We start from the raw sequence: 13,168 nt of genomic DNA, 5'->3' as shown, positions 1-13,168 counted from the left end.
CGGGGGGGGGGCCCGCGCCCCGGCGGGGGCGGCCGGGCGGGCCCCCGGGGGGGGCCGGCCGGCCCCGGGCCCCCCCGGGGGGGGGGCCGCCGCGGGGGGCCCCCCCCCCCCCGGGGGGGGGCCGCCCCTCTCGGCGTTCCTCGGCGCGGACCGGCCGCGCCCGGGGTGGGTCAGGACCGGCGGTCGCGGCCGAGCTGCTCGAAGAAGCGCAGGTGGTCGAGGTTGTCGACGGATCCGGGGTTGACGGCCTGCTCCAGCGGCGTGCCGGAGAGCAGGCGCTTGACCGGGACCTCGATCCGCTTGCCGGTGAGGGTGTGCGGGAGGCCGCGGACGGCGATCACCTCGTCCGGGACGTGGCGCGGGGAGAGCTCGGTGCGCAGCGAGGTCCGGATGCGGCCGATCAGGTCGTCGTCGAGGGCGGCGCCGGGGGCGAGGACCACGAACAGCGGCATCCAGTAGCCGCCGTCGGGCTCCTCGAGGCCGATGACCAGGGACTCGGCGATCTCGGGGAGGCGCTCGACGACCTCGTAGATGTCCGAGGAGCCCATCCGCACGCCCTGGCGGTTGAGCGTGGAGTCGGAGCGGCCGTGGATGACGACGGTCCCGCGGGAGGTGACGGTGATCCAGTCGCCGTGGCGCCAGATGCCGGGGTACATGTCGAAGTAGCTGTCGTGGTACCGGGTGCCCTCGGGGTCGTTCCAGAAGCCGGTGGGCATGGACGGGATCGGCTTGGTGACCACGAGTTCGCCGACGGCGTCGGTGAGCGGTTCGCCCCGGACGTCCCAGGACTCGACCGCGGCGCCCAGGCAGGGGGCCTGGATCTCGCCGAGGTACACCGGGAGGGTGGGGACGCCGCCGACGAAGCAGGAGCAGACGTCGGTGCCGCCGCTGACGGAGGCGAGCCAGACGTCCTCCTTGACCTCGTCGTAGATCCAGCGGAAGCCGTCGGGCGGCAGCGGGGAGCCGGTGGTGCCGATGCAGCGGACGGCGGAGAGGTCGAGGTCGCGGCCGGGGTGGAGGTCGGCCTTGCGGCTGGCGATCACGTAGGCGGCGGAGGTGCCGAGCACGGTGGCGCCGGTGCGGGCGGCCACCGACCAGAGGGCGCCGGTGTCGGGGTGGCCGGGGCTGCCGTCGTAGGTGACGATCGTGGCCCCGACCAGGAGGCCGGCCAGCAGGAAGTTCCACATCATCCAGCCGGTGGAGGTGTACCAGAGGAAGCGGTCCCGGGGCCCGAGGTCGAGGTGGAGGCCGGCCTGCTTGAGGTGTTCCAGCAGGATGCCGCCCTGGCTCTGGACGATGGCCTTGGGCAGGCCCGTGGTGCCGGAGGAGTAGAGGACCCAGAGCGGGTGGTCGAACGGGACGGCCTCGAAGACCGGTTCGACGTCGTCGGCGACCAGGTCGTCCCAGTGCAGCGCGCCCTCGGGGGCCGGGGCGCCGAGCAGCGGGACGTGCACGACGGTGTGCAGGCTGGGGAGTTCACGGCGCAGCTCGGCGACGACCTCGGTGCGGTCGTGGTCCTTGCCGCCGTAGTGGTAGCCGTCGACGGCGAACAGGACGACGGGCTCGATCTGCTGCAGGCGGTCGAGGACGCTGCGGGCGCCGAAGTCGGGGGCGCAGCTGGTCCAGACGGCGCCGACGGCGGCGGTGGCCAGGAGGGCGACGGCGGCCTGCGGGACGTTCGGCAGGTAGGCGCTGACGCGGTCGCCGGGCCGCACGCCCCGGGCCCGCAGGGCGGCGGTCAGCGAGCCGACCTGGCGGCGCAGCTCGGACCAGGTGAGGACGGTCGGCTGCTCGGTGGTCTCGTCGAGGTGCAGGACGGCCGGGCGGTCGGCGTCGGGCGACTTCGCCCCGTCGGGGCCGGGCTCGGCGGCGCGCAGGGCGTGCTCGGCGTAGTTGAGGCGGGCGCCGGGGAACCAGCGGGCGCCGGGCATGGCCGGGTCGGCGAGGACCGTCTCGGGGGCCTCGGTGAAGCGGACGTCGAACCACCGGGTGACCGCGGTCCAGAAGCGGTCGAGGTCGGCCGTGGACCACGCGTGCAGGTCCGCGTAGCGCTGGGCGGCCTGCTGGTCGTCGTCGGCCGGGGCCAGCGGGGCGGCCGGGGCGCCGTGGTGTTCGGCGGCCCAGGCCTGGAAGGCCACCAGGCTGGTGGCGGCGGCGCGAGCGGGGTTCGGGCGCCAGAGCGGCTGGTCCTGGGTGGGGGTGCTCACGGTGGTGGTCTCCCGGCCGGTGGTGGGGACGGGAGTGCTTGTGGCAGGCCCGTCCGGTTGGGCTGTCGGTGCAGACCATGCCATGTGAGCGGCCGCTGCGCCAGGGTCGGCCGGGGGCGTCGGGCGGTCAGAGGGCGTTGGGCAGGCCGGCGAACCAGGAGCGGGAGACGTTGGTGTGGAAGTCCCAGACCAGCGGGGTGTCGGGGGTGGCGAGCAGCCAGCCGTCGGTCTCCTCGGTGGGGTGCGAGGGCGGCAGCTCGGCGAGCGGGCGGGCGGGGAGCAGTCCGCAGAGGAAGACGAAGCGGCCGTACGGATCGGAGGCCGTGGAGAAGAGGGTGACGTCGGCCGCGTCGGCGAGGATGCCGCTCTCCTCGCGGAGCTCGCGGACGCAGGCCTGCTGCCAGGTCTCGCCGAAGTCCACGTAGCCGCCGGGGAAGGCGAGTTCGCCGTAGCCGGGTTCGATGGTGCGACGGATGACGACGAGGGCGGGGTCGGCCTCGGGCCGGGTGACCGGGAGGACGGTGATCGCGACCGGGAGCGGGTTGCGGTAGCTGATCTCGGCGCAGCCGGGGCAGGTGCGCGGCCAGTCACGGGTGCCGGGCGGGTAGGCGGTGCCGCAGAAGTGGCAGTGCGAGAAGGGGTGGTTGACCGGCTGGGCGGCGTCGTCGGTGGTCATGCCCGGATGGTAGCGGCCGACCGGTGGCGGACCGTCAGGGGAGCTCGGGCTCACGGGTGGGGCGCAGCAGGGCGGGGTGGAGGAGGTTGGCGCCGCCCGCGTGGTAGGTGCGGGCGCGGGGGCCGCCACGGGCGCCGCCGCGGGTGGTGGTGGCGCCGGTGCTCTCGACGAAGCCGGGGACGGAGAGCACCTTGCGGTGGAAGTTGCCGGGGTGGAGCTTCTCGTCCCAGACGGCCTCGTAGACGGCGCGCAGGTCGGGGATGGTGAAGTCGTGGGGCAGGAAGGCGGTGGCGAGCGGGCTGTACTCGAGCTTGGCGCGCACCCGGTCGAGGCCGTCGGCCAGGATGCGGGCGTGGTCGAAGGCGAGCGTGCGGGAGGAGGGGCCGGTGGGCCCGCCGACACCACCCCCGTGGGTGTCGGCGGGCCCACCGGCGGCTTGAGGTCCGCCCGGGGACGGGGCGCCCAGGTCGAGGCCGGCGACCGGGTGCCAGACGGCGGCCGCGGCGTCGGTGCCGGCCTCCGGGTCGGGCAGGTCGGGGGCGAAGGCGAGGTAGGCGACGGAGACCACGTGCATGCGCGGGTCGCGGTCGGGGGCGCCGTAGGTGCCGAGCTGCTCGAGGTGGACGCGGCAGAGCGCGGCCTCGACCTCGGAGCCGCCGAGCAGGCCCGTCTCCTCGGCGAGCTCGCGGGCGGCGGCCTGCTCCAGGCTCTCCTCCCCGGCGCGCAGGAAGCCGCCGGGCAGGGCCCAGCAGCCCTGGTACGGCGGGGCGCCGCGTTGGACGAGCAGGACGTGCAGGCTGCCCCGGCGCAAGGTCAGGGCGACCACGTCGACCGTGACCGCGATCGGGGCGTAGGCGCGCGGGTCGTAGGCGGCGAGCCATTCCTGCTCGTTCTCGGGCGCGGTCGGGGGCTGGGTGGACGCGTCGTCCGCTGCCATGGCCGGCTCCTCTCCGCGCTCGCCGCCGTACGGGGTGCTGTCGTTCTCTGGCTGAGCACAACGTAGCGACTGCTTTCCTGGGCGGCAAATGGTTTTCCGGGCCGGCGGGGCCGTCCGGCTCCTAGGCTGTGAGCAGGAACGACCGTCGAGGAGGCCGCCGTGCCCACTGCTCCCCCGTCGGACTTCGCCGCGGCGCTCGCGGCCGGTCCCCTGGTCCTGGACGGCGGGCTGTCGAACCAGCTGGCGGCGGCCGGGCACGACCTGTCGGACGCGCTGTGGTCGGCCCGGCTGCTGGCGGACGCGCCGGAGGCGGTGGTGGCGGCGCACCGGGCGTACTTCGCGGCCGGGGCCGAGGTCGCCATCACCGCGAGCTACCAGGCGAGCTTCGAGGGCTTCGCGCGGCGCGGGGCCGGCCGGGCGGAGGCCGCCCGGCTGCTGGCGCGCAGCGTGGAGCTGGCCCGGGAGGCGGCCCGGACCGAGCCGGGCGGCCGGCGGCGCTGGGTGGCGGCCTCGGTCGGCCCGTACGGGGCGGTGCTGGCGGACGGCTCGGAGTACCGGGGCCGGTACGGGTTGAGCACCGCGGAGCTGGTGGCGTTCCACCGGCCGCGGATGGAGGTGCTGGCGGCGGCGGGGCCGGACGTGCTGGCGCTGGAGACGGTGCCGGACGCCGAGGAGGCGCGGGCGCTGCTGGAGGTGGTGCGCGGGCTGGGGGTGCCGGCCTGGCTGTCGTTCAGCGTGGCGGGCGGGCGGACCAGGGCAGGTCAGCCGCTGGAGGAGGCGTTCGCGCTGGCGGCGGAGGTGGACGAGGTGCTGGCCGTGGGGGTGAACTGCTGCACGCCGCAGGACGCCGACCGGGCGGTGGCGCTGGCGGCCGGGGTGAGCGGGAAGCCGGTGGTGGTCTACCCGAACAGCGGGGAGGAGTGGGACGCCGCCGGGCGCGACTGGCGCGGCGAGCCGACGTTCCGCTCGGCGCGGGTGGGGGGCTGGCTGGCGGACGGGGCCCGGCTGGTGGGCGGCTGCTGCCGGGTGGGCCCGGACGGGATCGCCGCGCTGGCGGCGGAGGTGGCGGTGCTCCGGACGCAGCGCGCGCGGGCCGCAGGTTGACGGGGATCCGACGCGGATCACCGAGGGGGAAGGTGCACGGACGGCCGAGGGCCTGGCAGACTCGTCCCGTCACCACTGCGGTCGACAATGTCGACCGCCTGTCAGCGCGGAGGTACCCATGCCCGGCCCGATCCAGTCGCTCTCCCGGGCCGCCGCCATCTTGCGCCTGCTGGCGGGCGGTGAGCGCCGTCTGGGCCTGTCCGAGGTCGCGACGGCGCTGGACCTCGCCAAGGGCACCGCGCACGGCATCCTGCGCACGCTGCAGCAGGAGGGGTTCGTCGAACAGGACCCGGAGAGCGGCAAGTACCAGCTGGGCGCCGAGCTGCTGCGGCTGGGGCAGAGCTACCTGGACGTGCACGAGCTGCGGGCACGGGCCCTGGTCTGGGCCGACGACCTGGCCCGGGCGGCCGGCGAGACCGTCTACCTGGGGGTGCTGCACCAGCAGGGCGTGCTGATCGTGCACCACGTGTTCCGGCCGGACGACACCCGGCAGGTGCTGGAGGTGGGCTCGATGCAGCCGCTGCACAGCACCGCGCTGGGCAAGGTGCTGCTGGCCTACGACCCGGTCGCGCGCGGCGAGTTGGGCGACGGGCCGTACCAGCCGTACACGCTGCGCACGCTCACCGAGGCGGCCGACGTGGACGCCGAGAGCGCGCTGACCAGGGAACGCGGCTGGGCGGACTCGGTGGAGGAGACCTGGGAGGGCGTCGCCTCGATCGGCGCGCTGATCCAGGACCGGCGGCGCAACCCGGTGGGCGCGGTGTGCATCAGCGGCCCGGTGGAGCGGGTCTGCGAGGACGGCTTCGTGAAGCCCTCGCTGGTGGCCTCGGTGCGCAGCGCGGCGCGGGCGATCTCCCGCGATCTGGGCGCCGGGCGGTTCTGACACCCCGGGGCGTTTTCGTCACGCTGAGGCGCGGACGGGCTGGAGGCCTGTCCGCGCCTTGGCGTTTTGCCCCGGTTCGGGGCGCTCCGCTGGGTAACTTCGAGGCAAGGGTCACAGCTGCGTAACCCCTGCTTGACGCGGAGCCGACCTGGGGAGGAAGCTTCCGCATGACGGTCGACATTGTCGAACGATGGCCGGGAAGATCACTCCCACGATGCGCTCACCCGCACAGCGATCGCCCGGCCTCCTTCCCCCACCCGCACCTCCGGGCCATATGGACAAGGGAGTCTTTGTGTCCGCGTTCTCCAACGGCGACGTCTTCGTCGGCGAAACCCTCGGCACCGCCGCCCTGATACTTCTCGGTGGCGGCGTCTGCGCCGCTGTGACCCTCAAGAAGTCGAAGGCCGTCAACGCCGGCTGGCTGGCGATCACCTTCGGCTGGGGCTTCGCGGTCCTGATCGCCGCCTACATGTCGGCTCCGAAGTCCGGCGCGCACCTCAACCCGGCCGTCACCATCGCCCTCGCCATCAAGAGCGGCGACTGGAGCCAGGTCCCGCTCTACCTGGGCTCCCAGATGCTCGGCGCGATCATCGGCGCCGTGCTGGTCTGGGCCACCTACCTCGGCCAGTTCCAGGCCAACCAGGAGCCCACGCTCGGCATCTTCTCGACCGGTCCCGAGATCCGGAACCCGGTCCAGAACGTGCTCACCGAGGTCATCGGCACCTTCGTGCTCTGCTTCGCGATCCTCACCATCGGCACCAACACCGGGCTCTCGCAGACCGGCACCGGCACCCTGATGGTCGCCTTCACCGTCGTCGGCATCGGCCTCTCGCTGGGCGGCCCGACCGGCTACGCCATCAACCCGGCCCGCGACCTGGGCCCGCGCATCGCGCACGCCCTGCTGCCGATCCCCAACAAGGGCGGCTCCGACTGGTCGTACGCCTGGGTCCCGGTGGTCGGCCCGCTGATCGGCGGCGCGCTCGCCGGCGGTCTGTACAACGCGATGTTCTAGGCCGGGTTCGAACCCGCCGAGCACGGGGACTGACCCCTGCGTCAGGCCCACCCACCCCGTATCCCCCGAACCCCGAGCCGAGGACCCTCCATGACCTCCACTGGCAACTACATCGCCGCGATCGACCAGGGCACCACCTCCAGCCGCTGCATCATCTTCGGCGCCGACGGCCGGATCGTCTCCGTCGACCAGCAGGAGCACCGGCAGATCTTCCCGCAGCCCGGCTACGTCGAGCACGACGCCGCCGAGATCTGGACCCGGGTGCAGTCCGTCGTCCGCGGCGCGCTGGAGAAGGCCGGTCTGACCAAGGACGACATCCGCGCGATCGGCATCACCAACCAGCGCGAAACCACCGTCCTGTGGGACAAGAACACCGGCGAGCCGGTGCACAACGCGCTGGTGTGGCAGGACACCCGCACCGAGGGCCTCTGCCGCGAGCTCGGCCGCAACGTCGGCCAGGACCGCTTCCGCCGCGAGACCGGCCTCCCGCTGGCCAGCTACTTCGCCGGCCCGAAGATCCGCTGGCTGCTGGACAACGTCGAGGGCCTGCGCGAGCGCGCCGAGGCCGGCGACATCCTGTTCGGCACCATGGACACCTGGGTCATCTGGAACCTCACCGGTGGTGTCGACGGCGGCAAGCACGTCACCGACGTCACCAACGCCAGCCGCACCATGCTGATGAACCTCAAGACCCTGGCCTGGGACGAGAGCATCGCCGAGTCGATGGGCGTGCCGATGGCCGTCCTGCCGGAGATCCGCTCCTCCGCCGAGGTCTACGGCGAGGCCGTCGGCGACCTGGCCGGCGTCCCGGTCGCCTCCGCGCTCGGCGACCAGCAGGCCGCCCTGTTCGGCCAGACCTGCTTCAACGAGGGCGAGGCCAAGTCCACCTACGGGACCGGCACCTTCCTGCTGCTCAACACCGGCGAGAAGATCGTCAACTCGTACCACGGCCTGCTGACCACCGTCGGCTACCGGATCGGCGACCAGGCCCCGGTGTACGCCCTGGAAGGCTCCATCGCCGTCACCGGCTCGCTCGTCCAGTGGCTGCGCGACCAGCTCGGCATCATCTCCACCGCCGCCGAGATCGAGACCCTCGCCAACACCGTCGAGGACAACGGCGGCGCCTACTTCGTCCCGGCGTTCTCCGGCCTGTTCGCCCCGTACTGGCGCTCCGACGCCCGCGGTGTGATCGCCGGCCTCACCCGGTACGTCACCAAGGGCCACCTGGCCCGGGCCGTCCTGGAGGCCACCGCCTGGCAGACCCGCGAGGTCGTCGACGCCATGCAGAAGGACTCCGGCGTCGAGCTCACCGCCCTCAAGGTCGACGGCGGCATGACCAGCAACAACCTGCTCATGCAGAACATCGCCGACGTCCTGGACGCCCCGGTCGAGCGCCCGTACGTGGCCGAGACCACCGCCCTCGGCGCCGCCTACGCGGCCGGTCTCGCCGTCGGCTTCTGGAACGACCTCGACACCCTGCGGGCCAACTGGCACCGCGCCGCCGAGTGGACCCCGCGCATGGACGAGGCCACCCGGGAGCGCGAGTACAAGAAGTGGCTCAAGGCCGTGGAGCGCACCATGGGCTGGGTGGAGGAGGAAGAGACCGACTGATCGACGAGCCGGTCGGGGCCCCCGGGCCCCGACCGGCAAGTTCCGTTTCACCGGCCCGCCGCACCGGGCCGACCGGCCTCTCCCGCAGGGGCCGCACCGCACACGAGAGGAGTAACGGCGCCGCCCGACCCGCGCGCGCCGTACACAACCACCATGGCAACCATCCCGACCCTGGGCGCCGAGCGCTTCGCCGGCCGCACCGCCTCCCGCGCCGAGACCCGCGAGCTGCTCGGCAAGGCCACCTACGACCTGCTGGTGATCGGGGGCGGCATCCTCGGCACGGCCGTCGCCTGGACCGCGTCCCAGGCCGGACTGAAGGTCGCCATGGTCGACGGCGGCGACTTCGCCGGCGCCACCTCCAGCGCCTCCTCCAAGCTCGTCCACGGCGGCCTGCGCTACCTGCAGACCGGCGCCGTCAAGCTGGTCGCCGAGAACCACAAGGAGCGCCGCGCGCTCGCCACCGACGTGGCCCCGCACCTGGTCAACCCGCTGACCTTCTTCGTGCCGGTCTACAAGGGCGGCCCGCACAGCGCGCCCAAGCTCGGCGCCGGCGTCTTCCTCTACTCCGCGCTGTCCGCCTTCCGCGACGGCATGGGCCGGGTCTCCACCGCCGCCCACGCCGCCCAGCAGGTGCCCGCGCTGCGCACCGAGGGCCTGCGCTCGGTGGCCGTCTACGGCGACCACCAGATGAACGACTCGCGCGTCGCGGTGATGACCGTGCGCGCCGCCGTCGACGCCGGCGCCGTGGTGCTCAACCACGCAGAGGTCACCGGCCTGCGCTTCACCGGCGGCCGGGTCACCGGCGCCGAGGTGCGCGACCGCCTGGACGGCACCGAGTTCGGCGTCGACGCCCGCCTGGTGCTCAACGCCACCGGCCCGTGGGTCGACCACCTGCGCCGGATGGAGGACGCCGGCGCCGCGCCGTCGATCCGCCTCTCCAAGGGCGCCCACGTCGTCGTCAAGCGCCGCTCGCCGTGGCGCGCCGCGCTCACCATCCCGATCGACAAGTACCGCGTCTCCTTCGCCATCCCGTGGGAGGACCACGTCCTGCTCGGCACCACCGACGAGGAGTACACCGGCGACCCGCAGGACGTCCGGGCCACCGACGCGGACATCGACCAGATCATGGGCGAGGCCGCTCACGCCATCCGCGACGAGCACCTCGACCGCGACCTGATCACCTACGCCTTCGCCGGCCTGCGGGTGCTCCCCGGCGGCCCCGGCGACACCGCCGCCGCCAAGCGGGAGACCGTCGTCACCGAGGGCAAGGGCGGCATGCTCTCCGTCGCCGGCGGCAAGTGGACCACCTACCGGCACATCGGCCGCACCGTGCTGGAGAAGCTGGCCCACGTGCCGGGCACCACGCTCGGCGAGGACATGTCCCCGATCGCCGCGACCGTGCCGCTGCCGGGCGTCGGTGCGCCGAACGCCGTCGCGCACCGGCTGCTGATCGACCGCGAGCCCGGCTCGCGGATGGAGCCGCTGGTGGCCAAGCACCTCGCCAGCCACTACGGCACCCTCTCCTTCGAGATCGCCCGCATGATCGACGAGAACCCGGAGCTGGGCCGCCCGATCCACGAGGACGGGCCGGACGTCTGGGCGCAGGTCGCCTACGCGGCCGACAACGAGTGGGCGTACACGGCGGACGACGTGCTGCGCCGCCGCACCACGATGACCGTGCGCGGGCTGGACACGCCGGAGATCCGGGACGAGGTCGAGGCCTTCCTCGCGAAGCGCGGAACGAAGTAGGAGCAGCCTCGCGAAGCGCGGAGGCGAGTAGGCGCAGCCTCGCGAAGCGCGCCGACCGCGTGGGCGGGACGGATCCGTGCCAAGGGCGGACACTCCGGGGTTTCCCGGGTGTCCGCCCTTCCGCTGTGGCGGGTGCGCCGTCCGTCACGATCGCATCAAGTTCCCCGGAGGATCTTCGGGGTCTGGGCGGATTCGTCCCGACTTGCCGTGATCATCTGCCCCGGTGATCTTCCCTATGCTCCGGATCGCTCCGACCAAGAGCGAGTCAAGGAGTCCCCATGCATCCCCCGATCGAGTGGGTTCGTCGTCATCCGGCCGCCCTGGACCGGCCGACGGCCCCGGGACGGCCGGTCGCGGCCGCGCTGGCGGCGGTCCTCTCGGCCGCCCTGGTGGCCGGGTGCGGCGGCCCGTCGGACGCCGAGCTGGAGTACGCGGGCGACTACGCCGCCCACCCGCACCTGGAGGTCACCGGGTACCCCGTCACCGAGACGCTGGGCCTGGTCCAGCAGGTGGTGTGGCGGCTCGCGGACGGATCCCGCGACCGGCTGGCGAAGCTCGGCACCACGGACGGCGGGGACGCCGGCGTCACCTCGGACGCCTGGATCCGCGAGTACCGCCGGGGCGCCCAGGGGCCGGTCACCGCCGACTTCCAGGACGACCCGACGCAGCGGCAGACCGTCGTGCTCACCTTCCACGACACCGGCCAGGTCAAGGAGCTGCTGCTCCGGCCGGCGGGGCGGGACGGCGGGGGCGGCTGGCGGGTGGTCCTGGGGTAGCGGGGCCGGGGCAGCAAGGGACGCCCCGAGGGTGGTGTCCGCCCTTCCGGTTCGGTCAGACGGGCGTGCCGGCCTTGATCACGTGGCGCAGGTGGCGGTCGGGGCGGGTGAGGACGGCGAGGTCGGCGAGCGGGTCGCCGTCCACGACGAGCAGGTCGGCGTGCGCACCCGGGGCGAGGGTGCCGATCTCGCCCTCCAGGCCGAGCAGCCGGGCGGCGGTGGTGGTCGCCGAGCGGAGCACGTCGGCGGCCGGCTGCACCCGGGCGCGGAGGGTGAATTCCTCGAGCTGGGCGGGGTGCAGCGGGCCGAGCAGGTCACTGCCGTAGACCAGGTTGACGCCCGCGCGGTGGGCGCGTTCGAGGGCGGCGAGGCCCTGGTCGCGGACCTCGGCGAGCTTGCCGAGGGAGGCGGGCGGGAGGCCGGAGCGGGCCCCGAGCCGTGCGGTCTGCTCGTAGGCGACCAGGGTGGGCACCAGGTAGGCGTCCTTCTCCAGGAGCAGCGCGACGGTGCCGTCGTCCAGCAGGTTGCCGTGCTCGACGCAGCGCACCCCGGCGCGCAGGGCGCGGTCGATCGCGCGCGGGTGGTAGGCGTGCACGGTGACGTAGCGGTTGTGGTTCTCCGCCTCCTCGACGGCCGCGCGGATCTCCTCCTCGCTGTACTGGACGGCGGCGATCTCGTCGTGCGGGGAGGCGACGCCGCCGGAGAGCAGCACCTTGAGGTGCCGGGCGCCCTTGCGGAACTCGTCCCGGGCCGCGGCGCGGACGGCGTCGACGCCGTCCGCGATCCGCCCGAAGTTCGGGCGGGACTCGCAGCAGGGCAGGGCGTCGTCCCCGCGCGGGCGCAGGTCGCCGTGGCCGCCGGTCTGGGAGAGCGCCTTGCCGCCGTGGAGCAGGCGGGGGCCGAGCGCGAGCCCCTCGTCCAGGGCACGGGCCATGCCGTGGTCGGCGCCGCCGACGTCGCGGACGGTGGTGAAGCCGCGGCGCAGCATGCGTTCGGCCTCGGCGAGGGCGCGGACGGTGGCGTAGCCGGGGGTCCAGTTGGCGACGTCGTGCAGGTCGAGGGTGGTGACCAGCAGGTGGACGTGCGCGTCGATCAGGCCGGGCAGCACGGTGGCACCGGCGGCGTCGAGCACCCGGACGTCCTCGCCCGCGGCGGGCGGTCGCCCGGTGCCGGTGGCGGTGATCCGGCCGTCGGCGGCCTCCAGCCAGCCGCGGTCGGTGCGGGTGCCGTCCTCGGGGTGGAGCAGGTGGGCGTCGGTGATCAGCAGTCGGCTCATGGCGGTGGTCCTCCCCGGTTTCAATACGACCTGTATTGAATACACCATGTATCGTTCTGCTGTGAACCCGCCCCCTGTCGATGCCACCGCCCCCAAGCCGCCCCGCCGCCGCGTCCACACCCGGGCCCGGCTGCTGGCCGCGGCCGGCGACCTCTTCCTCACCGTCGGCTTCGCGCGGACGAGCATCGAGGACGTCTGCGCCGCAGCCGGATACACCCGCGGCGCCTTCTACTCGAACTTCGCCGGCAAGGAGGACCTGCTGCTGGCGCTCTTCGACGACCAGGCCACCGAGCGGATGGCCGAACTGGAGAAACTGGCCGCCGTCCGCGCCGCGCTCACCCCGGCCGAACGGGCCCGGGTGCTGGTCGAGGCGCTGCTGAGGGTCGAACCGGCGGAAACCGGGTGGATCCTGCTCTTCCTGGAGTTCCGGCTGGTCGCCGCCCGCAGCGAGGGGCTGGCGGAGCAGGTCGCCGCGCACGACCACGCCGTCTCCGCGGCGCTGGCCGAGGTGCTGGAGCGGGCGCTGCCGGAACTGGTGCCGCCCGGCGCCACCGCCCGGCAGGCCGCCGCCGTGATCCTGGCCGCGCGCGAGGGGCTGCTGGCCCGGACGGCGGCCGGCGGCGCGGTGGCCGACGACCTGCTGGACGCGACGGCGGCCGTGCTCGCCGGGCTGCTGGGCTGAGCCGGACCCGGACCACGACGCCGGGCCCCGACCGCGACGCCGGGCCCGCGACGCGCCCGGGGGCGGCACCCGTACGGTACGGGTGCCGCCCCCGGGCGGCGCTTCCTGCGCGAGCCGGCGCCCGGCCCCACGGCCGGGCACCGGACAGGCCCTGCGGACGGGCCTAGGGCGTGTCTTTCGGATCACGCCAGGCGGTCGCCGCCGGGGCACGCACCTCGCCGGCTTCTCGTCAGTCGCCGATGCTCCGCATGGACT

General features: G+C 74.2%; 11 protein-coding genes. 7 read left to right on the top strand and 4 right to left on the bottom strand.

The genetic code is table 11. From position 1 onward, the window contains the following. Positions 1-170: 170 nt before the first annotated feature. Genes ACFYUY_RS39815 through ACFYUY_RS39805 form a run of 3 tightly spaced genes read right to left on the bottom strand, consistent with a single transcriptional unit; the run spans position 171 to position 3,820 of the window. Positions 171-2,291: an acetoacetate--CoA ligase gene (locus ACFYUY_RS39815; RefSeq protein ID WP_387908369.1), complete on the bottom strand. Its 2,121-nt coding sequence runs from the start codon at positions 2,289-2,291 to the stop codon at positions 171-173. 43 nt (positions 2,292-2,334) lie between these two features. Next, the gene (locus tag ACFYUY_RS39810; protein ID WP_360218706.1) at positions 2,335-2,883 is read right to left on the bottom strand and encodes an NUDIX domain-containing protein; all 549 of its coding nucleotides are present in this window, start codon (positions 2,881-2,883) and stop codon (positions 2,335-2,337) included. A 34-nt stretch (positions 2,884-2,917) separates the two neighbouring features. Further along, complete coding sequence (locus ACFYUY_RS39805) at positions 2,918-3,820, bottom strand: NUDIX domain-containing protein (protein ID WP_360218703.1); 903 nt, start codon at positions 3,818-3,820, stop codon at positions 2,918-2,920. A gap of 159 nt (positions 3,821-3,979) precedes the next feature. Between ACFYUY_RS39805 and mmuM the strand changes: the two genes are divergently transcribed. The 6 genes from mmuM to ACFYUY_RS39775 all read left to right on the top strand — a co-directional run bounded on the left by mmuM (position 3,980) and on the right by ACFYUY_RS39775 (position 10,955). Further along, on the top strand, positions 3,980-4,924 hold the full coding sequence (mmuM, locus tag ACFYUY_RS39800; RefSeq protein ID WP_360218700.1) for a homocysteine S-methyltransferase: 945 nt from the start codon (positions 3,980-3,982) through the stop codon (positions 4,922-4,924). Between the two features lie 118 nt (positions 4,925-5,042). Further along, complete coding sequence (locus tag ACFYUY_RS39795) at positions 5,043-5,807, top strand: IclR family transcriptional regulator (protein ID WP_360218697.1); 765 nt, start codon at positions 5,043-5,045, stop codon at positions 5,805-5,807. A gap of 274 nt (positions 5,808-6,081) precedes the next feature. Continuing rightward, positions 6,082-6,819, top strand: coding sequence for an MIP/aquaporin family protein (locus ACFYUY_RS39790; protein ID WP_387908364.1), 738 nt, complete (start codon positions 6,082-6,084; stop codon positions 6,817-6,819). A 90-nt stretch (positions 6,820-6,909) separates the two neighbouring features. Further along, positions 6,910-8,430, top strand: a complete 1,521-nt coding sequence (gene glpK / locus ACFYUY_RS39785; RefSeq protein WP_360218691.1) for a glycerol kinase GlpK — start codon at positions 6,910-6,912, stop codon at positions 8,428-8,430. Between the two features lie 153 nt (positions 8,431-8,583). Then, complete coding sequence (locus ACFYUY_RS39780) at positions 8,584-10,179, top strand: glycerol-3-phosphate dehydrogenase/oxidase (RefSeq protein WP_360218688.1); 1,596 nt, start codon at positions 8,584-8,586, stop codon at positions 10,177-10,179. A gap of 278 nt (positions 10,180-10,457) precedes the next feature. Further along, positions 10,458-10,955, top strand: a complete 498-nt coding sequence (locus ACFYUY_RS39775) for a hypothetical protein (RefSeq protein WP_387908360.1) — start codon at positions 10,458-10,460, stop codon at positions 10,953-10,955. 55 nt (positions 10,956-11,010) lie between these two features. Here the strand turns inward: ACFYUY_RS39775 and ACFYUY_RS39770 are convergent, their stop codons facing one another. Beyond that, positions 11,011-12,231, bottom strand: a complete 1,221-nt coding sequence (locus ACFYUY_RS39770) for an amidohydrolase family protein (RefSeq protein WP_387908357.1) — start codon at positions 12,229-12,231, stop codon at positions 11,011-11,013. A 61-nt stretch (positions 12,232-12,292) separates the two neighbouring features. Here ACFYUY_RS39770 and ACFYUY_RS39765 point away from each other — a divergent pair, with 61 nt between their 5' ends. Continuing rightward, a complete protein-coding gene (locus tag ACFYUY_RS39765) occupies positions 12,293-12,913 on the top strand; it encodes a TetR/AcrR family transcriptional regulator (protein WP_387908354.1) in 621 nt (206 codons plus the stop codon). The last annotated feature ends 255 nt before the right edge of the window (positions 12,914-13,168 follow it).

Origin of the sequence: Kitasatospora sp. NPDC004745, from assembly GCF_042873275.1 — a bacterium.
Classification (GTDB): domain Bacteria; phylum Actinomycetota; class Actinomycetes; order Streptomycetales; family Streptomycetaceae; genus Kitasatospora.
Note: the sequence above shows the minus strand (reverse complement) of the source record. Positions and strands in the feature narration are given on the sequence as shown.